Source organism: Borrelia tillae, from assembly GCF_055693965.1.
Genome location: NZ_JBTGSB010000006.1, coordinates 1 through 20,714, shown reverse-complemented (window position 1 = coordinate 20,714; position 20,714 = coordinate 1). Strand labels below are relative to the sequence as shown.

At 26.4% G+C, this 20,714-nt stretch carries 21 protein-coding genes and 2 pseudogenes; 15 read left to right on the top strand and 8 right to left on the bottom strand.

What is annotated here, in order from left to right; genetic code table 11:
* Positions 1–477 precede the first annotated feature (477 nt).
* Positions 478–1,329, top strand: a complete 852-nt coding sequence (locus tag ACWUD1_RS05845; RefSeq protein WP_472757203.1) for a hypothetical protein — start codon at positions 478–480, stop codon at positions 1,327–1,329.
* A 309-nt stretch (positions 1,330–1,638) separates the two neighbouring features.
* Complete coding sequence (gene bdr / locus ACWUD1_RS05840) at positions 1,639–2,259, top strand: Bdr family repetitive protein (RefSeq protein WP_472757202.1); 621 nt, start codon at positions 1,639–1,641, stop codon at positions 2,257–2,259.
* 72 nt (positions 2,260–2,331) lie between these two features.
* On the opposite strand, the gene ACWUD1_RS05835 is transcribed toward bdr, so the two are convergent.
* Entirely contained in the window at positions 2,332–2,835 is a 504-nt protein-coding gene (locus ACWUD1_RS05835; protein ID WP_472757201.1) for a hypothetical protein, read from the bottom strand.
* A complete protein-coding gene (locus tag ACWUD1_RS05830) occupies positions 2,832–4,457 on the bottom strand; it encodes a plasmid maintenance protein (protein ID WP_472757200.1) in 1,626 nt (541 codons plus the stop codon). The genes ACWUD1_RS05835 and ACWUD1_RS05830 overlap by 4 nt, the downstream gene beginning before the upstream one ends.
* Before the next feature lie 664 nt (positions 4,458–5,121).
* Here ACWUD1_RS05830 and ACWUD1_RS05825 point away from each other — a divergent pair.
* The 4 genes from ACWUD1_RS05825 (at position 5,122) to ACWUD1_RS05810 (ending at position 6,338) form a co-directional block, all read left to right on the top strand.
* Positions 5,122–5,265 carry a hypothetical protein gene (locus ACWUD1_RS05825; protein WP_472757199.1) on the top strand — a complete coding sequence of 48 codons (144 nt, stop codon included), beginning with the start codon at positions 5,122–5,124 and terminating at the stop codon, positions 5,263–5,265.
* Complete coding sequence (locus tag ACWUD1_RS05820; protein ID WP_472757198.1) at positions 5,262–5,657, top strand: hypothetical protein; 396 nt, start codon at positions 5,262–5,264, stop codon at positions 5,655–5,657. The genes ACWUD1_RS05825 and ACWUD1_RS05820 overlap by 4 nt, the downstream gene beginning before the upstream one ends.
* 110 nt (positions 5,658–5,767) lie before the next feature.
* Positions 5,768–5,989, top strand: coding sequence for a hypothetical protein (locus ACWUD1_RS05815; RefSeq protein ID WP_472757197.1), 222 nt, complete (start codon positions 5,768–5,770; stop codon positions 5,987–5,989).
* Positions 5,990–6,158: 169 nt separating this feature from the next.
* Positions 6,159–6,338, top strand: a complete 180-nt coding sequence (locus ACWUD1_RS05810; RefSeq protein ID WP_472757196.1) for a hypothetical protein — start codon at positions 6,159–6,161, stop codon at positions 6,336–6,338.
* Between the two features lie 346 nt (positions 6,339–6,684).
* On the opposite strand, the pseudogene ACWUD1_RS05805 reads toward ACWUD1_RS05810, so the two are convergent.
* Positions 6,685–7,481 (bottom strand): annotated as a pseudogene (locus ACWUD1_RS05805) (5'-methylthioadenosine/adenosylhomocysteine nucleosidase).
* Between the two features lie 442 nt (positions 7,482–7,923).
* Here ACWUD1_RS05805 and ade point away from each other — a divergent pair.
* Positions 7,924–9,574: pseudogene (gene ade / locus ACWUD1_RS05800) on the top strand (adenine deaminase).
* 990 nt (positions 9,575–10,564) lie between these two features.
* On the opposite strand, the gene ACWUD1_RS05795 reads toward ade, so the two are convergent.
* From ACWUD1_RS05795 to ACWUD1_RS05775, 5 genes are all read right to left on the bottom strand, one after another.
* Positions 10,565–10,741, bottom strand: coding sequence for a hypothetical protein (locus ACWUD1_RS05795; protein WP_472757195.1), 177 nt, complete (start codon positions 10,739–10,741; stop codon positions 10,565–10,567).
* A gap of 959 nt (positions 10,742–11,700) precedes the next feature.
* On the bottom strand, positions 11,701–12,024 hold the full coding sequence (locus ACWUD1_RS05790; RefSeq protein ID WP_472757194.1) for a TM2 domain-containing protein: 324 nt from the start codon (positions 12,022–12,024) through the stop codon (positions 11,701–11,703).
* Between the two features lie 399 nt (positions 12,025–12,423).
* The gene (locus ACWUD1_RS05785) at positions 12,424–12,930 is read right to left on the bottom strand and encodes a hypothetical protein (protein WP_472757193.1); all 507 of its coding nucleotides are present in this window, start codon (positions 12,928–12,930) and stop codon (positions 12,424–12,426) included.
* Positions 12,927–13,265 (bottom strand): hypothetical protein, encoded by a 339-nt coding sequence (locus tag ACWUD1_RS05780; protein ID WP_472757192.1) that lies wholly within the window; start codon positions 13,263–13,265, stop codon positions 12,927–12,929. Before ACWUD1_RS05780 ends, ACWUD1_RS05785 begins: the two co-directional genes overlap by 4 nt.
* Before the next feature lie 28 nt (positions 13,266–13,293).
* Entirely contained in the window at positions 13,294–14,526 is a 1,233-nt protein-coding gene (locus tag ACWUD1_RS05775) for a plasmid maintenance protein (protein ID WP_472757191.1), read from the bottom strand.
* A gap of 686 nt (positions 14,527–15,212) precedes the next feature.
* On the opposite strand from ACWUD1_RS05775, the gene ACWUD1_RS05770 reads away from it, so the two are divergent.
* From ACWUD1_RS05770 to ACWUD1_RS05735, 8 genes are all read left to right on the top strand, one after another.
* Positions 15,213–16,286, top strand: a complete 1,074-nt coding sequence (locus ACWUD1_RS05770; protein WP_472757190.1) for a hypothetical protein — start codon at positions 15,213–15,215, stop codon at positions 16,284–16,286.
* On the top strand, positions 16,283–16,456 hold the full coding sequence (locus ACWUD1_RS05765; protein ID WP_472757204.1) for a winged helix-turn-helix domain-containing protein: 174 nt from the start codon (positions 16,283–16,285) through the stop codon (positions 16,454–16,456). The genes ACWUD1_RS05770 and ACWUD1_RS05765 overlap by 4 nt, the downstream gene beginning before the upstream one ends.
* An 87-nt stretch (positions 16,457–16,543) precedes the next feature.
* A complete protein-coding gene (locus ACWUD1_RS05760; protein ID WP_472757189.1) occupies positions 16,544–17,275 on the top strand; it encodes a P12 family lipoprotein in 732 nt (243 codons plus the stop codon).
* A gap of 8 nt (positions 17,276–17,283) precedes the next feature.
* Positions 17,284–17,385: a hypothetical protein gene (locus tag ACWUD1_RS05755; protein ID WP_472757188.1), complete on the top strand. Its 102-nt coding sequence runs from the start codon at positions 17,284–17,286 to the stop codon at positions 17,383–17,385.
* A 40-nt stretch (positions 17,386–17,425) separates the two neighbouring features.
* Complete coding sequence (locus tag ACWUD1_RS05750; RefSeq protein ID WP_472757187.1) at positions 17,426–17,827, top strand: hypothetical protein; 402 nt, start codon at positions 17,426–17,428, stop codon at positions 17,825–17,827.
* Positions 17,808–17,939: a hypothetical protein gene (locus ACWUD1_RS05745; RefSeq protein WP_472757186.1), complete on the top strand. Its 132-nt coding sequence runs from the start codon at positions 17,808–17,810 to the stop codon at positions 17,937–17,939. Before ACWUD1_RS05750 ends, ACWUD1_RS05745 begins: the two co-directional genes overlap by 20 nt.
* A 687-nt stretch (positions 17,940–18,626) precedes the next feature.
* The gene (locus ACWUD1_RS05740; protein WP_472757185.1) at positions 18,627–19,667 is read left to right on the top strand and encodes a BAPKO_0422 family outer member beta-barrel protein; all 1,041 of its coding nucleotides are present in this window, start codon (positions 18,627–18,629) and stop codon (positions 19,665–19,667) included.
* A 29-nt stretch (positions 19,668–19,696) separates the two neighbouring features.
* Entirely contained in the window at positions 19,697–19,870 is a 174-nt protein-coding gene (locus tag ACWUD1_RS05735; RefSeq protein WP_472757184.1) for a hypothetical protein, read from the top strand.
* Positions 19,871–20,714: the final 844 nt, after the last annotated feature.

The window sequence follows — 20,714 nt, the reverse complement described above, 5'->3', positions numbered from 1 at the left end:
AAGTAATTTGCAATTAGTACAGAAATTATTTGAAAAATTTTCCTATCCCGAATTGCTACAAAAAAATATAAAATTGTCATGAAAAAATAATAGGTTGTATTGAAAAAATGAAAAGTTGCATTTTTAATTTTCTGGTTCCTATGGGTTGTCATAAAAACCTCAAAGTTGCTATCAAACTAGCTGGTGTCAACCCCCGAAACCTCTAAATTTTGTTGTTTTTTCCTTGTTTCTCATAATTATATTATATATCCATTTATAAAAAAACAAGTTTTTTTAATTTTTTTTTCATAACTATAAATTTACAAAAAAATAAAAGTTGTTATAAAAAAACAAAAGTTGTTATAAAAAAATATAAAGTTAATTTTTTAATTTTTATATTTTTACGAATTGAACAAAAGAAAATATACGATTATTGTGAAAAAGTACAAATATAATATTTTTTAGATTTTTATAAATAGATATATATATTTATATATAATGGTGAACTTAAAAAATTTTTTTACAAAACTTCAATCTAAAAAAACTATTACTAAAATTTCTACCTATAAAAGTAAAACAAATAAAAATCAAACAGACAAATCAATTGAAATAAATCCTAAAGAAATTATTTCTTTCTCTAAAGATTATTTCTTAACATCAAACAATATAGAACTTAAAACCATTGGTATTATTCTTTCCTCTGGTATCCCTTTATCTCATCTCAATAATAAAAACTTTTCTCTTTCTAACTCTATAACAACAAATGATAATATTATTTCTTATACTTTATCTTCTAAATTACAAATCATAAAACATACTTTAGTTAATCCCAAACTAATCATTAGTGCTATTTATTCTGTCAAACAAATTAATTCTACCATTTCTGCCTTAAAACTTAATCGTATTCTTAAAAAATTCTTCCTTTCAGACATTACTACTAAACATCTAGAATCTATTTATCTTGCTATCCTCAATTCCTTCCCCAAAAAAAATCTCACTGGTTATTACTTTTGTTACAATAATTCCAGTTCACGCACACTTAAATATAAACACATCAAACTTGTAAATAAATCTATTATTCTCAATAACAATCAAAGCTTAAACTTAATTAATTCACTTCTTCCACTACGTATACATGCTCATAACTTACTATTCTATAAAAATAGCGACAATAAATTACACTCAACTATTGCTACTTTAATTGAATCTTTTATGCGTGACTATAAACATAATAAAAATATACGTACTCTAAAAACTTACATAAACTCAAATTTAAAAAAACTTAATATACCTTATAAACATACTAATAGAACTCAAAAACAAATATTTGCTAATGTTTTCTTGCCTTAAACACTATCTCTCTAAGTATATCCGTATGTCTTTTATCTAATTTTATCTAAAATGCTTAACTCATATAATTGACTTTGAATTTTAATTTAATTTTGGCTGTTGTTGTGAAAGTACCATTTATTGCCATTTATAATTTATATATTGGCTGGGGTATCTTTTATTTATAACTCTTTTTTCAATAAAACTACAAATTCATTTTACCCTTAACATCGCCCTCTTTTGTTAAAATAACACTTCTATTGTCGCTAAATACTGTATAATATTATTATAAAATACTGGAATAATATATATTTTATAAGGAGTTTCTCTATGGCACTGCCTCAAACTGTTATTACAAGACAAATGGTTTTCAATGAACTTATTAAAGCCGGCATTGATAAGGATATTGCTGATGACTTATCCTATAGATACTACAAAAATGAGCTTACTCATAAAGATATAGAATACTTAGAGACTACCTTGAATCTTAAACTTGAAAAGGTTGGGACTAGCTTAAAAGCTGATATTGAAAAAGTAGAAACAAATTTGAAATCTGATATTAAAGATCTTGATAATAAAATTGATAACGTTGAGAATAACTTAAATAATAAAATTGATAACGTTGAGAATAACTTAAATAATAAAATTGATAACGTTGAGAATAACTTAAATAATAAAATTGATAACGTTAAAAATGAATTGAAATCTGATATTAAAGAACTTGATAATAAAATTGATAACGTTAAAAATGAATTGAAATCTGATATTAAAGAACTTGATAATAAAATTGATAACGTTAAAAATGAATTAAATAGTAAAATTGATAAGAACACAATGGAACTTAAGAGTACATTAAAATTACACAATTGGATGCTTGGGACTGTTATTACCTTATGTACAGGTATTTTTTTAACTTTAATTGGACTTATTTACTCGTTTTTTGGTAAGTAAAATGTGACTTACTATTACTATAAGTTTCTAACAACATCAGTAATTTACATAAATTATAATATAATAATATTATTAACTCTCATTAACCACCGGTTTATCCTTTTTTACAACTTTAGCTTTTTTAGTTTGTGAGCGTGTTTTTAAGTCTTCAATTTCCTCTTCTTGATTATTTTTTAATTGACTTTCTTCTGATTGTAACTTAATTTCAGGTGTAACTTCCTCCTTAACAACGACCTTTTTTTCTAAATTATCAAGAAATATTTCCTTATAGTCTTTGCGAAGTCTATCTAAAATATTATTCATTAAAGCACCTATGGTTGTTTCACAGTAATACTCATTATTGTCTGTCTGTGTTATTTTGATTTCCAAATTATCATCTCTATATTTTTTTGCAACCCACTCTTTAAGGTATGAATATATATACTCATAATCAATATCTTCAGGACTAAGTATTGGGAAATTAATTATTGACTCATCTGTTTTTTTAGATTGTATTTCATCACTCGTATATATTTCCCAAAATATATTTCTTTTTATATATAGCCTTTTTGCTAAATATTGCAAACTAAATTTCATATCACTTTTCCTTCTTTACTTAAACTTTTATCCTTTTCTTGATTTGAAATTGCAATTCTTAAATTATCTAAAGACATTCCCTTAGTAGTCTTAAACCCTTCATAATTACTCTTAAGCTTAATATCTGGAATTGCTTTCTCTTCAACAAAACAACTCTCAGGCATCAATCGAGAGTCTTGGGTATTATTATTCTCTATATTTACTTTTCCGTTACCCATCATATCAACATTATTTGCTCTAACGCTTTCCAAGCGATGGGTCGTTATAATTTCTTTAATTTGTGCTTTTAGGTAATCTTTTTCTTCTTTAGCTTTTCTTAGACGTTCTTGCATTTCTTGGGCTTCATGCTTAAACAGATTTTTAAGATATTCCTCTCTTCGTTTTAATTCAAGTTTACGTTTTTCTTTTTCCTTTTTAATTTTTTCTGGTTCGTTATTTTGATTATATTGCAAATTGTCTGATATTTGTTTGCTTGTTTGATTGTTTAAAATTTTATTTTTAATTCTTATATTCTCGCCGTAAGTGTCTTTAACCGTATAATTCAATTTGTGCTTATCTGGGTATAAATCTTTAAATTTTATCTCCCATATGAGCTTATAGTCACTAATTATACCATCTTTACGCCTCATCATCATCCATACCTTGTGCTTGTACCGGTTACTAAATTGTTTTAAGAAATGTTCTAATATATCCTCGATATTGTAATTATCTTTGTGTTCGATTATGGCTGTTTCTAAGTTTATCATTGCGTTTATGTAAGTTGAATCATTATTGCTACACTCTTTTATTTGTTGTAGATACTTTTTGCTAATTTTGTGAGTAGAGATCAGCCTTGTTTTTATATCTTTTCTTTCAAATTTGTATTGTTTTGGTTTTTGATTATTAAGAGTAGTTTTTTTGGAAAGAATTTCGTTGGAATTCTTTCCATTAGAATTCTTATTAATTTTATAGCTTATATTAGCTTTATTATTAAAAACGTCCGATTCATATCGATGCGACATTACGTTTGTATTCTTCACTTTAGATAATATGTTAAATTTTTCAAGATTTGTATAATTGAAATTTTCATCATCCAATGAATCATCAAAATCACCAATGATTTTTTTATCACTTAGACGTTCTTTTAGTAAATGTATAAGGTATTCTAAGATTATTTCTTTATGTAAATGTGATAACTGCATGTTTTGTTTATAGTGAGCTCTACTTCCCTTATATTCACCAAATCTTATAATTTTAGATTTTAGTAATCCCATCTCATTTAAGAGTTTTATGTCCCTTTCAATTGTTCGTTTGCATACTTTTTTATAGCCGTCATTTTTTAATAGCTTGATTACCATATGATAGATATCACTTGCTGAATATTCTTCAACCCCACCTGATTGTTTATAATGTGTATTTTTAATATTTATTGCCCAATAAATTTTAAGCAATCTGTTTCTTAATCTTAGCATTCTGATTATTTGATATTTTACTTGTAATACACGGATGCATTTAGGATCAGAGGATGTTTTATCTTTGTTTAAAGCTATAAGGTCTTTTAGTATTGATTTTATTTGGCTTTTTATACCACTTAATTTGAAATTTTTCTCTTCTTTTGCTATAATATTTAACATATTGATCATAATTTTGTGTTAATCCAAAGTTTGGATTTTCTTATTCTTCTTAATAAGAAGCTTTGGATTTTAATTATTTTATTATAAATAAAAAAATTCACTTTTGACTAGATTTAAAGTCAAGGTGACTTTTTTTATTTAAAACTCTTTTTTCAATAAAATTGCATATTCATTTTATTCTCAACATCTTGTTTCATAAAATAACACTTCTATTATCGCTATAATAATATAATAAATATTATTATAAGGAATTTTTATATGGCACTGTCTCAAACTGTTATTACAAGGTAAATGCTTCTTAATGAACTTATTAAAGCCGGCATTAATAAGGATATTGTTTATGACTTGACTTACCCTATAGATACTACAAAAATGGGCTTACTCATAAAGATATAGAATATTTAGAGACTACTTTAATCTTAAACTAGAAAAGGTTGGGACTGGCTTAAAAGCTGATATTAGAGAACTTGACAAGAAAGTTGATAATGTTGAAAATAACTTGAATAATAAAATTGATAACGTTAAAAAAGACATATCCAACTTAGAAAAGAACAACAAGTGGATTTTCAGTTTAACCTTTGTTTTATGGTTAACAATTCTTGATAGATTTATAGCGTTAATACAGAGAACAATAATACCCAAGACTCTCTATTGATGCCTGAGAGTTGTTTTGTTGAAGGAAGGACGGACGATAAGCTTAAAAGTAATTATTAAGGATTTAAGACTACTAAGAGAATATCTTTTTCTTGATTTAAAAATTGCAATTTCAAATCAAGAAAAAGATAAAGATTTAAGTAAAGAAGGAAAAGTGATATGAGATTTAATTTGCAATATTTAGCAAAAAGACTCTATATAAAAAGAAATATAGTTTGGGAAATATATATGAGTGATGAAATACAAGCTAAGAAAACAGATGAGTCAATAATTAATTTTCCAATACTTAGTCCTGAAGATATTGATTATGAGTATATATATTCATACCTTAAAGAGTGGGTTGCAAAAAAATATAAAGATGATAATAAGGTTTTTAATCAAGATTTAGCAAAAAGCTTAGCAACAGATGTGGGTAAGAAGACAGATACTTTAACTAGCTCATTATTTGATATACCAAAAGACATGTTATCGAGTATGGGGGGCCTTTGGGGTGCAAATTGCTTCGGTTGCTTTAAGCTTTATACGGTAAGCATTGTTTTTAATGGATTAGAGTAAAAAAGAATAAAAGGGTTGAAGAGAAGCGTGATAGGAATTTAGAGGAACTAGTTAAGAAAAGCGAGGTTGAACTTCTGAGTATTGAGGAAGTATTTGATCGTGAAATTGCAATGCGAAAAGAGAAGCTAAGTGAGCTTGAAGTCAAGGAGATTGAGTTTTTCAAGCAAGCACAAAGTAAGGGACAAATCTCTGGAGAAGAATTTCGAAGACGAATTGCACAGGTAGAAATCGAATATAAATTCAAAAAGCAACAAGAGAGTGAAGCAACAACTAAAATAGAAGATATTCTAAAAATATTAAAGGTGGGCGTGCACACAAACCTGAGGGCTTAGAAGAAAAACGTATTAAGGCTAAAGCAAAAGTTGATAAGGAAATGTTATAATCTGTATTGGGGCAAATCTAGTGATTTAGCATAAGCTCAAGAATTATTAGATGAAACATTGCTAAGAATATCTAAAGTAAAATCAGCTATACCTGGTACGGAAACTAATTACTAGTGAAATGAGACAAAGTAAGCTTATAAGAGTAACACCAGTACCAATTGATGAAAATTTAAGAAATATTGAAGCAAGAATCATTGCAGAAGAAATTAGTAAAATACAAAAGAGTGAAAGGAATGCTAAAGTAGGAGTAATAATTAATAATTATAATTTTAATGGATTTATTCAAAGTGTACCTTAGAACTAACTAATAATTTAAAAAAATAATTTAACAAAGATAAAATCTAAATTTAAGACATCATAATACTTTATTTATAAATATAAAACTTAAAGAACACCTTATTAACAATTTGTGATGAATTTATACTTAAGGTGAACTTATTATGTATTATGAAGGTGAACTTATTATGTATTATGAAGGTGAACTTATTATGTATTATGAAATTAATTATATTAATCATTAACTATGATATTCATCATAAATTTAGCAAAAACAAAAACTTTGTTATATTTATCATCACAATTACTAAACTAGTCTGTCTGGCCGTAAATTATCAGACTTCAGCTTAATGAATAATCAATTAAAATTAAAGTGATATTAAAATTTCTTGTAACATTACAGATGCATTCACTGTTGCTGTTTTCAAAAATTCGTAATATTCAACTTCATTATCCTCATTGTTTACAACATCAGATATTGATCTAATAATTAAAAAAGGAACATTAAAAAACATGGGCAACGTTTGCTAATGCCGCACCCCCCATATCTACTGATAATACATCCTCGAAATTTGACATAATTGTTACAATATAATGTGAATCTATAAATTGATCTCCTGAAAGCATTAATCCTGAATAACCATTAATATCTTTAAGACTTGTTTTAATAGCCTTTAAAGCTTTTTGAAGTAAATTTTTATCACTACTAAATTTTTGTGGCAATCTTGGGACCTGTCCAATTTTGTGTCCAAATTTTACCAAATAAAAATCATGATAAGCAACTTCTGAAGATAGTACTATGTCTCCTACTTTAAAATTTTTTAGCTTAAGTTTGGGATTATCAACACCACCAGCAACTCCACAATTGATTACATGGCTTCTATTCTTCTTAGAAAGAAGGTAACTGGTCCATAAACTTGTATTTACCTTACCAATTCCTACTACAGCAGAAATAACATTCCGATTAAATACTGTACCTTTAATAATTTTCTTATTAACACCATAATCTTTTGAAATTATTTTTTTCTATTAGATATAGATTATTAAATTCATTAGCTTCCTCATCCATAGCAAATACTATTAAAATATTGCTATTTTGGCTACTATTTTTATTTGAAATAGAATCATATCTATTAAAAAAAACTAACAAAAAAAAACAATAAATTAAATATTAGATATTTATTATTATATTTCACGTAAATACTCCACTCCTTCCTTATTAATAAGCAATAATTTACACTTATTTCACATTTTTCAATAAAAGCATTTATCATACACAAAAAATTTATTAAGCAAAATCAACAATCATCTATCTCTAATCATCTATAATCTAAAAAAATACTGACAATAAATCATAGATAAAATTTCATAATATGATGTGTAATCATATTACATGTTAATGTACTTAAAATAGATATAAAACTATAAATAATTTGAACTTTACATAATATAAAATGTGATAATCATGTTATTGGAAGTAATTTGAGTCTATTATCTATTATATTAGAATCAATCACAAATCAACAAAAAATATAAATTTATACATATGATGAAATATAACAAATATTTCTGTAATTTAATAAAAAATCTATCTAAAGGGGGAAAAAATGAATTCATTCATAATCAAAGCAAATTACATTGATATTTTAAATAAAAAAATTTATCCTGCCCATATAACAATAAAAAATGGAACTATAGCAAACATAAAGAAAACCAACGACTCTCTTTTAAAAAACTACATATTACCTGGATTTATTGACTTCCACATACATATAGAAAGTTCTCTTCTAATTCCATCTCATTTTGCTCATTTAGTAGTACAACATGGCACTGTAGCTACTCCACATGAAATAGCAAACGTAAATGGTATTGATGGTATCAATTTTATGATAAATAATGCAAATAAAGTCGACTTTAAAATTTTTTTTGGAGCACCTTCTTGTGTTCCAGCATTACCTTTGGAATTCGAAACCTCGGGATATGGTTTGAGATGACAAAGATGTGGATCAATTACTCTCACATAAAAATATTTATTATTTAGCTGAAATGATGAATTTTAATGGTGTTATAAACAAAGAACCCCAAATAATGAATAAAATTCATTCTGCCATAAAACGTAATAAAGTCGTAGATGGACATGTACCAAATTTATCACAAGTAGAAACTCTAAAGTATATATCTGCAGGAATTAGTACCGATCATGAATGTTCGACAATAGAAGATGCACGATATAAATTATCTCTAGGAATAAAAATTCTAATTAGAGAAGGAAGTGCGACTAAAAATTTTAATGCTCTGCATCCACTAATTAGCGAAAACTTAGGTAAATACAGAGATCAGTTAATGTTTTGTTTTGATGATGCACATCTTGATATTTTGCTTAACGGACATATAAATTTAATTGTTGCACGTGCAATAAAACATGGTCATAATCTTTTTGATGTATTAAAAATAGCTTGTATTAATCCTGTTATACACTATAACATTCCAGTTGGTATACTTAGAGTTGGAGACCCTGCCGATTTTATCATTACTCAAGATTTAAAAAAATTTTAATATTGATAAAACTTATATAAATGGTAATTTAGTATTTAGTAATGGCAAATCATATATTCCATTACTAAATGAAAACCTTATAAATAATTTTAACTGTAGTAAGAAATCCTCTAAAGATTTTAAATTTTTTACACAAAAAAAGCCATACCAACAATAAATTGCATTGATAATCAAATTATAACTTACAAAACTATGACAGACAGTAGCCTGTTGGTTCCAGATTTTCAATCTAATATCAAGGAAGACATTTTAAAAATAGCAGTAATAAATAGGTATAATAACAATAAAATATCAATTGGTTTTATAAAAAATTTTGGAATTAAAGATGGTGCTATTGGTAGTACAGTTGCTCATGACTCTCACAATATTATCATTGTTGGAACCAGAGATGAATATTTATGCAAAGCAGCAAATATTATTATAGAAAAACAAGGGGGTTTGTATGCATTAAATAACACACATACTTTAATGTTAAAATTGCCAATTGCTGGTTTAATGACCATGCTTCCACCCAAAGATGTTGCATTGAAATACATTCAACCAAATAACTTTTGTAAAGATACTTTGGGCTCTAGTCTGACTCATCCATTAATGACACTCTCTTTTATGTCATTAACGGTAATACCTCACTTAAAAATAAGTGATAAAGGATTATTTGATGTTGATTCTTTTTCATTCTTAAATGATTTAATCTTTATATGAATTAGACAAAGAAATACAAAGTTCTAAAGATAAATAACTTCTTATTAACTACTATAGTTTATACTTTTGGGATTAAGTAGTCAAAACGTTTTCTTTTTTTATTAAATGACTTTATTGCTTAGTAATGATTTCATTTGATTATAAATCTCTTTAGCTTTTAACACTAGTTGTTATTTATTATATTAATATTAAAGATATTAGGATTGTCTTTTGGAAAAAATTAAATGACTTTCTTTTAAGTATTTAGGCAAGATAAATTAATAACTTAAATCGTGAGAACTATGATTTATATAGCCATAGCATACACTTATGTTGATATTTCTATGTAAATAGTAGATTAGATTAATCTTAATATAAAAACAAAAAAGCTAAGCTCACTAAGAGGCAAGTGTTTTGATATTATTCATTTAAATAAATAAGTGGCCTATTTGTTACTGTTTAAAGTTTTTTTAAAGTTTTGATAATAAATTTATGATCAACATAACACTTTATATGGAGCTAAAGACAATACATATAAATTTTAACTAATAGAAATAAATAGAGTTATAAAATTAGTATTTAATTCAAAGATAAGTAAAATGAGAAGTAAAATCAATGAGGAATATAATTTTCTTGATATCTTTTTTATTTAATTCCAGTAATAATATATTAAACAGGGGTGGTGCATTAAGATCAAAAGAGGCATCAAAAGTAGGCTTGTGCTATATTTAGGTGGTGCTACTGTTTCTGGCCACCACCTGGGGGGGCTGAAAGTGTAAGTTCACTCTTGTTAAAGGAATAAAAGAAATAGCTAAATAACTGGGGTGTGGTTTTAAAAAATAAAGGCAACAATATTTATCATTTTAGGGATAAATAAATTAAAGTTTCTTTAAAGAAGATTGGCAATTAGTGAGTTTTTTGAAGTTATTTATTATGATTGTGGAAAATGTCATAGCCATATTCGTATTTATACTCATAAATACGAATATGGCTATTGTTGTTTGTTGTTTTTTAAGTGTTAGACTCGATTACACGTAAGGCTTCTTGAATATCCTTTTCTAATTCTTTAGATTCACTAATTTGTTCATTTAAATATGCTTGTGCTTCTTTACTTAAGACAGGGTGTGATGCACTTGAATTATTAGAAGAATTGTTTGATGCAAGCGCTTTTTTTTCTTTTTCAAACACCATTTTTTCTTATTTTGCTTTCATATTGTAATTAATAAGTTCTTTTCTAGCCTGAGTAAAATGGTATGACCATTTTACTCACTGATTAAGTCGCAAGATATAAATATAGAAAAAACTAGGCTGAGTATTAGTACTTTTATCATGTTTATTCCTCTCTTTGTAAGAAGAGAGCCTTTATTGTGAATTACAAGTTATGTGAAAATTTGTTTATTTGAAGTTGATACTAAACAAAGCTTTTATTTATTAAAACGCGCTGCTAAGAAAACCTAGAGAAGAAGATTATTTAAAAGAACGAACTAAAGAAAGTATGCTACCTTGGAAAGGGATAGGGTAAATAATGTTGATATGATAGGTGTGAAAGAGTAAATATTAAAGTGAATTACTAATTACATAGTCTTTTTTAAGAATAAAACTAACAATTTTTTAATTCAAATAAAAAACCATGTTCTGTCTTTTCTTTTTTCCTTACGTTACCATGCAAATTAATGCTATAAATCCCATCAAAAGTCTTAAGTAAATGATATCTCATGCCTCTAAATGTAATTTTATTTAAAATTCATTATTGGTAATAATAATTACAAGAAGTCCTTTCATAATATAAGATGACTACTGAAAAGTCTATCAATTAGTAGTGAAAAGAATAAATTCGTTAATGAGATAAAAAATAAACCAATGTTGGTAGTTCTTGGTCTCTCCTTACAATGTAAAATCAAATATTAGGTCTTGTATAATTTGTTATTATATTGTATTCCTTCATTAAGAAAATTATCTTAAAGCCACACAAGATAAAAATAATACTAAAATTAATAGTAAACTAATAAAAAATTAAATGATAACTCAAAAATGATTGTTCTACACTTTTTAGTTATCATTAACATTATTAAGCACTAATCTCTTTGATTTTTCTCTTATAACCAGTCAAGGATACAAACTTGGTTATTTGCAATAATAGCCATATGTTATTTTATATGAGCATACTTAACATGACTAAAAGTGCCACGCGCAATACGTATTAAGTCAATAAAAACTCCAATGGAACCTAAGCCAAGAGTGCACATGTATAGCAATCCAGTACCAATCCTTCCAGAATAAAATCTATGAATTCCTAAATATCCTAAAAATAAACACAATAAAAATAACATCAACTTACTTTCACCAGAAGATGCACAGGCTACTTTATTTGCAACCCCACAATGAATACAAATAGAAGATTCTTTTTTGATTATCTTACCACAAGAAGTACAATATACTTCATCAACATTTTTAGACATATTATTTCTCACCTCTTAGTTAATAATTTATTATAAATATAATCATTATTATAAACTTTTCTATGAATAAATTTAATAGACGAAGTAATGGTTCAATGAATTTCTACTTTTGCTAAACCTTGTCCTTATTAACAATTTTTTATCAAAAATTGTTAATAAGGACAAAGTACTCTTTAAGTTTTATTTTTAAAAGTATTATGATGTCTTAAATTTAAATTTAATCTCTGTTAAATTATTAGTTAGTCAGTTAGGTGGTGCATTTTTTATATTAAAATTACATAATTGGATGCTTGGGACTGTTATTACCTTATGTACAGGTATTTTTTTAACTTTAATTGGACTTATTTATTCGTTTTTTGGTAAGTAAAATGTGACTTACTATTACTATTAAATCATAATATGATAATATTATTAACTCCTATTAACCACCGGTTTATCCTTTTTTACAACTTTAGCTTTTTTAGTTTGTGAGCGTGTTTTTAAGTCTTCAATTTCCTCTTCTTCATTATTTTTTAATTGACTTTCTTCTGATTGTAACTTAATTTCAGGTGTAACTTCCTCCTTAACAACGACCTTTTTTTCTAAATTATCAAGAAATATTTCCTTATAGTCTTTGCGAAGTCTATCTAAAATATTATTCATTAAAGCACCTATGGTTGTTTCACAGTAATACTCATTATTGTCTATCTGTGTTATTTTGATTTCCAAATTATTATCATCACTATATTTCTTTGCAACCCACTCTTTAAGATATGAATATATATACTCATAATCAATATCTTCAGGACTAAGTATTGGAAAATTAATTATTGACTCATCTGTTTTCTTAGCTTGTATTTCATCACTCGTATATATTTCCCAAAATATATTTCTTTTTATATATAGCCTTTTTGCTAAATATTGCAAACTAAATCTCATATCACTTTTCCTTCTTTACTTAAATCTTTATCCTTTTCTTGATTTAAAATTGCAATTTTTAAATTATCTAAAAATATTCCCTTAGTAGTCTTAAACCCTTCATAATTACTCTTAAGATTAATATCTGGAATTGCTCTCTCTTCAACAAAACAACTCTCAGGCATCAATAGAGAGTCTTGGGTGTTATTATTCTCTATATTTACTTTTCCGTTATCCATCATATCAACATTATTTGCTCTAACCCTTTTTTCCAAGCGGTGGGTCGTTATAATTTCTTTAATTTGTGCTTTTAGGTAATTTTTTTCTTCTCTAGCTTTTCTTAGACGTTCTTGCATTTCTTGGGCTTCACGCTTAAACAGATTTTTAAGATATTCCTCTCTTCGTTTTAATTAGTTTACGTTTTTCTTTTTCCTTTTCAATTTTTTCTGGTTCGTTATTTTGATTATATTGAAAATTGTCTGATATTTGTTTGCTTGTTTGCTTGTTTAAAATTTTATTTTTGATTCTTATATTCTCGCCATAAGTGTTTTTAACCGTATAATTTAATTTGTACTTATCTGGGTATAAATTTTTAAATTTTATCTCCCATATGAGCTTATAGTCACTAATTATACCATCTTTACGCCTCATCATCATCCATACCTTGTGCTTGTACCGGTTACTAAATTGTTTTAAGAAATGTTCTAATATATCCTCGATATTGTAATTATCTTTGTGTTCGATTATGGCTGTTTCTAAGTTTATTAGTGCGTTTATGTAAGTTGAATCATTATTGCTACACTCTTTTATTTGTTGTAGATACTTTTTGCTAATTTTGTGAGTAGAAATCAGCCTTGTTTTTATATCTTTTCTTTCAAATTTGTATTGTTTTGGTTTTTGATTATTAAGAGTAGTTTTTTTGGAAAGAATTTCGTTAGAATTCTTATTAATTTTATAGCTTATATTAGCTTTATTATTAAAAACGTCCGATTCATATCGATGCGACATTACATTTGTATTCTTCACTTTAGATAATATGTTAAATTTTTCAAGATTTGTATAATTGAAATTTTCATCATCCAATGAATCATCAAAATCACCAATAATTTTTTTATCACTTAGACGTTCTTTTAGTAAATGTATAAGGTATTCTAAGATTATTTCTTTATGTAAATGTGATAACTGCATGTTTTGTTTATAGTGAGCTCTACTTCCCTTATATTCACCAAATCTTATAATTTTAGATTTTAGTAATCCCATCTCATTTAAGAGTTTTATGTCCCTTTCAATTGTTCGTTTGCATACTTTTTTATAGCCGTCATTTTTTAATAGCTTGATTACCATATGATAGATATCACTTGCTGAATATTCTTCAACCCCACCTGATTGTTTATAATGTGTATTTTTAACATTTATTGCCCAATAAATTTTAAGCAATCTGTTTCTTAATCTTAGCATTCTGATTATTTGATATTTTACTTGTAATACACGGATGCATTTAGGATTAGAGGATGTTTTATCTTTGTTTAAAGCTATAAGGTCTTTTAGTATTGATTTTATTTGGCTTTTTATACCACTTAATTTGAAATTTTTCTCTTCTTTTGCTATACTTACCATACGTTATTTGTGTTAATCCAAAGTTTGGATTTTCTTATTGCTAATAAGAAGCTTTGGATTTTAATTATTTTATTATAAATGAAAAATTCACTTTTGACTAGATTTAAAGTCAAGGTGACTTTTTTTATTTAAAACTCTTTTTTGTATAAAGATAAAACTTAAAAACAATTTTGTAATAATATGATATCTATAATAAGAAAAAGAAAAAAAGGAAATGATTATTAATAAATAAACTTAAAAATTAAAATAGTAATTTTGTTACTTGTTTTATTTTTTTCTTTGAAAATTTAGACTTGGTCGTTATGAGGATGTAAAAATTAAGGTTAAATTTTGATAAAGGAATCATTAGTTGCTAAGCAGATAAATAAAAATACAGTTAGGTTAATAGAATTAATAAAAATCACCTACTATAACATTTGATGGTCGTGTTGTCAGTGATTATGGGCTGTGCTCTTAAATAAAAGTTTGATGATTACTTTTATGCGTGTTGTTTTATATTTTTGTTACAATGATGATTTATGGTTTTAATAAAATATTTAGGTGTCTCTTATAGACAAATAACTCATTATAAGTTAATGAGTTCAGCACAATTTGATTATGTCGTCATAATTTAATTTTAAAAGGGGGCTTTGATGATATATAAAATTTGTTAGTTGTATAGTAATATGATTTGAGAGGTAGCTTTGATGATAAATAAATATGATAAAAAAGATGTTAATAATGTTGAGTTTAGCATTGTAGATTCTTGGAAACTTAATTTTGAATTTTTTATTCGCAATATTTGGTTAATCATGTTTGCTTTATTTTTATTTTTCTTCAATGTGTTGCATTCCCATAGGGGAATTACAAGTTATAATGTTAGTAATAATTCTAAACTATGTTTTACATTGCCATTTACAATAGTCATAATAGTAGTTCCATCTTCAATATTATTGTATTTTTTATCCTTACTAAGGAAGCGTATAGTTGAAGGTATTGTCAAGGTTTCAGTATTTGTATGTTTAGAGCGAGTAGCAATATTTGTGTTATTAGTAATAGGACTTGTAACCCAATCTGTTAGTTCATGGATGAGTTTTGAGAGTTTCTTTAGCTTAATGTTTGAAGATACTATTAGAGATACTGTATTAAGTGTCAAAAAAAGTCAGAGTGAGAAAGAGGAAGGTATTCGTAAGCTATTATCTGATAAAGAGAAGATAATTAAGGATGAAATAGCTAGTATTGATATTAAGATTAAAAACAATAATGATTGTATAGAATTTGCTAAGAATAAACACTTAAGTTTAGACTACACATATAAAACTATGAAGCGAGATTATATGATAGAAATTGAGAATGCAAAAGCAGAAAATAAAGCTTTATTTAATCAGAGGGATAAATATTTACTCTCTTTGAGAGATTTGCGCTTTAAGCTTGGTAATTTGATGGAAACAACAGTTGTAAATAATAATAAGTTTAAAGCAGCTAATGTATTGAATGGAACATCAGTTGTTATTGCTAGTAATGATTATTTTAATATAATGTTTGTTTATTTATTGTTATTATTGTCTGTTTGTCTAGATATATTTTTAGCAATGGTATTTTGTATAATACAGAATTATTACCATAAATTTTATGAACAGAAGTTATTGCTTTTAGGTGATGTGATAGGTTCTGGTAAGAATAGTGTAAGACAAAGAATACTAAATAGAAGACCACGAATTGCTAGTTTAGAGGGTAAGAAAATATCTAAAGGCGTTGAGGAGGATCACTTGAATTTATAACATCTAATTTAGAAGATGATAGGCGTACAATAAAGTCTATTAATAAAATTAGGAAAGATACAAATTTATCGTACTATCAAATAAGGAAATATTTAGCAGATCTAATGAGAAGGGGCTTGATTACAAAAAAGAAACAAAGATTAATTCTTGTTGAAGATGCACTAAAGTAATGGTAATTTATAGTAAATGGCATATACTTTTTTTAGTTTCTATGGATTAAAAATTGAGCAATTTTATGATTTGTGGGAGGTGTGTATATGAAGAAGAGCATTTTAGCAGTATACACGCTAAACTTTGTAAGTTTATTGTCATGTGGTGTAGATGCTATTAATGCATTGGTAAATGAGGCAAGAGAAAAGTTTGTAGAGAAAAAGGAAGATGGTAAAGATTTAGACTTTATAGAGAAAATTCAAGAAGGTAGAAAAGAACAAGAAGATTTTGCTGAACAACATCTTAAAGAAAGAGAAAAACAAGTGTTACGAGTTGGTTCTGTAGCACCTGTTAATGTAGATAGAGCAGTGATTTTAAATTCTCCATATTATCATCCACAAGAAGAAGAGTTAGTCCTAAGTACTGATGAAGAAAAAGCAGCACAACACGAAATTGATAAGGTAAAAAATGTACTTGAAGATTCTGAATTTGGTAAATTAGCAGAAGAACGGGTGCGCGATCGTAGAATTGAATGTGAACAATTAAAATCTAGTTTTTATAATATATTTTCAGAGCTCAAAAATAGAAGAGAGAGTTATTCTAGAAATAGAAATAGGAATAATAAGGCAAAGAGTCGGAAACTAATTCAGTTGCATAATCAGTTAAATGATCAAAGGTCTAATCTTGAAAAACTTATGAGTCAAATTGATAGTGGATTTAATGAGTTGAGTTTTGCAAAATACTCTTTTAAGAGATCCGAAGAGACTTTAAAAGAAGCGATTACTGAGAGAGTAAAAACAAACGTAGAAATTATTACTACTGGCCAGGAAGAAAAGTAGACAGTAGTTTGTTAGCAAGACAGGCACCAAATGAGGCGGAAAATGCATTAAACCAATTAGAATCTTCTTCTATAAAGCTAATTGAAGCAATGGGGGAAAGAAAGAAATAGAAGAGCTCATAAAAGAGGCAAAAAACTGCCCTAGAAAATCTTGAAAGATAAGAATATATATATTATAATATGTGTGATTGGTGTTGTTATTGATTTCATATGTGTTATGACTAGTATTTTTATGTTAAACTTAAACAAGTTAATTTTAAAATTATTAATTATTATTAGTTTTATTTTTACTAATAGTAAAATTATTTTTGCTTATCATGCCGTAAAAGATGAAAGAATAAAAATAGCCCAATTTACTGTTTCTATTGAGCCAGATGGTGGTGATTATAATAAAGGTTTAAAAATGTTTTTTTCACCTTTGATGTCAAAGTATTTAAAAGGCAAAAGTAAAAAAGATGATAATACGAGTATTAGTCTTAGTGAGAGAATGATAGATGTTGACTTGGCTATTGAGGAATTTTGCAATGAAATAGGTGCTGAAAATATACTTTGATATTAAATATAATGAAATTTTTTTTGCTGGAGGTCTGGCTGGTTTTTCAATAATAGCAAGAGTTATATATAAGCTACCAAACCATGATCGTGAAGATTTAATTGATAAATGAGAAGAAAGAATAAGTTAAAATGTCAAAGTTTTCTTAGACATCCAATATCTTTGTGAGTAAGCTTATTTTTGTAGATAAAGTCATCAGCACAATAATGTCTATTTTAATAAAATTTAAGTGGTATATACCAAAAAACATCTTCCCCATTATATAGAGATTAACAAATTGAGACTGACACATTATCTATCATCATTTGTTAATGATTTGAAAATTAAGTGCCTTTTCAAAAAGAAAATTCAAATTATCACAAACCCTTCCTTGGGTTGATTTGTTCTCTTTTTTGCTTTTCTCTTCTTTTTCATATGCTATGAATCTTTTTTGTTAAAGATATTGGTAAAAATTAATTATTGTATTATATTTTCATTATAAGTTAGTTGGATTATTATTTTTAATGGTAATTTTTTCATGAAACTATAAATTTTCTATTAAAAAATTTATAGTTTCATGAAAAAATTACCATTAAAAATAATGACAGTGATTTTTGCATTGTCATTTTGTTTTTTTTGATAGAAATCTTTAGAATACTTAATTCAGCTATACTATATGGGAGGATAAATCTTTACAGTTTGAGCAACAAGCTTTAGATAAGCTTGGGGGCAGCTATCAAGCATATTAAAGTATGTAAAAATTAGTTTAGTATTTATTGTTGTCATATTATTTTTGATTATTTATTTTAAATAAAGGTACATGATGAATAGAATAATTTTATATGTTAAGACTAATATAGTTATTGTTATGTTTTTACTTTTTTTCATTTTGGGAGTTAATAAAAATATCTTTGCGGTTTCTCACGACGAACATGATGGTGATAAGTGGTATAGATATTATTTGAATAATAAAAATTCTGCTTTTATAAAAAGAACATATGATGAATTCACTGAGAAAGAAGACGCTGAATTAGTAATTGTAGGAAAAGACGATTCTGGTATTTTGCATATTGGTAGTGATTATATTTATGTACAATTTCCCAGTGATTACGGGCTTGGATTAAAATCTCCTAAGAAGATTGTTTTTTTTTCATTTAACATAGATTCAGTTAAGGTTAGTTATGTCTTTGATAAAGAACCAATTGTGACCAATCAGTTTATTCAGGATTGGACTTTGTCAAAAGATTTAACAAGTATGTTTTTAAAAACTTCTTTAATACCTTCTTTTAAGAAAAAATTGTTAACATGTAAAAATTTTAGAATAAAACTTGAATATGAAAGCTCAGACTCTGTTGTTGCGATATTTCAATTAGAAGATTTTCAAAATCTGTATAATGCTTTTATAAAAAGTAAGCAAAAAACATTAAAAGAATTTGTAAAATTAAGCATAAAAGAAAGAATAAAAGAAGAAAAATTGGCTTTAGAAAAAGAGAGAGGAAGAGAGGTTAGCCCTAGAAAAAGAGAGAGAGGAAGAGAGGTTAGCTTTAGAAAAAAGAGAGAGANNNAGAGGTTAGCCTTAGAAAAGGCAAGGGTTAAAGGTAAATTTGGGTTAGGAATACAAATGCCGCATCCAATGACAATGGAATTTAGTTTATATGATTTTAATTTGAATTTTGGTATTGTTCCTATTGAGTTTAGCGATGCGCCTAGTTCTTTAGGCCATTTTAAAAGATTTGATAGATTGTTTCTTTCTTTAGATTATCTTTTTATATTGACTCATTTTTTGCAAAAGATGTTTTTTCTTTATCTTCTTCATCTAAGAAAAGATTGCTTGCCATTGGTTTTGGTGTTTACAGTTTAGGTTCGATTTGGTCAATACATTTAGGAGCAGTGAGTATAGGATTTCAAGTTCCTTTTGTTGGAAATTTGGATGTAGGTGAAAATAAGTTTGATATGTATTGCAAGCTTGCTCCTGCTATTGGATTTAGTGTAGATGAATTATCTATGTTTAAATTAGCTTATAATTTTTTTATAAGTGTTGGTATTAGGTTTTGGATTTTGTGAATCTTTGTAGCGTTGGTAAAGTAGCAGTTCATTAAACCATTATTTCTTCGTTAAATTTGAATAGTGTATAAGGTTCAGTACAATATTTCTAATGCTCTTTCTTCTAATGTTCTTTCATTTATTTCATTGCCTGGAAAATGAAGTTTTAATTAAATCATAGATAATCATAAAGAGGTAATAACAGTCCCAAACATCCAATTATATAATTTTAATGTACTCTGAAGTATATCTTTATGAGTAAGCCCATTTTTGTAGTATCTGTTTAGGATAAGCAGGAGTAAGTATTAGATAAGGAATATAAAGTATGATTACAAATAATTTTTATTGTTTTAAATCTTTTAATTCTTCTTCCACTATTTGTTCTTCAATTCCACTATTTGTTCTTCAAAATTTTCTTTTCTATTTGTTCCTCAAATATTTCTTCTTCTAATTCTGCTTCTATTATGCCATCGGANNNTTTTTCTATATCCACCTCTCCTCCCCCTGGTATTGGACTTGATGACAATGTAGGTCGTTTTTTAGATTTTTTGTCAGGTAATTTTTTAGATTTCAGTAATATTGATTTTTCGTTTGATTTTTGTTTTTGTTGTCTAATGTTTTAAGTTCACAAGAGAGAGTTAAAAAGAAAATAAGACAGATATTTAGTACTAACAAATTTGTTTTTTTCATTACTATATTCCTCTTTAATTTATATATAAATTAATATAAAGCATTTAGGAGGATAATTCTAATTTAGGAGGATAATTCTAGGAAATGTATTATTAATTTAGTAATAATTTTTAGGTTTATTTTGTTTGTAGTTCATTTAGTTGTAGTTCAGTTTTGTACTATTAACAATTAAATT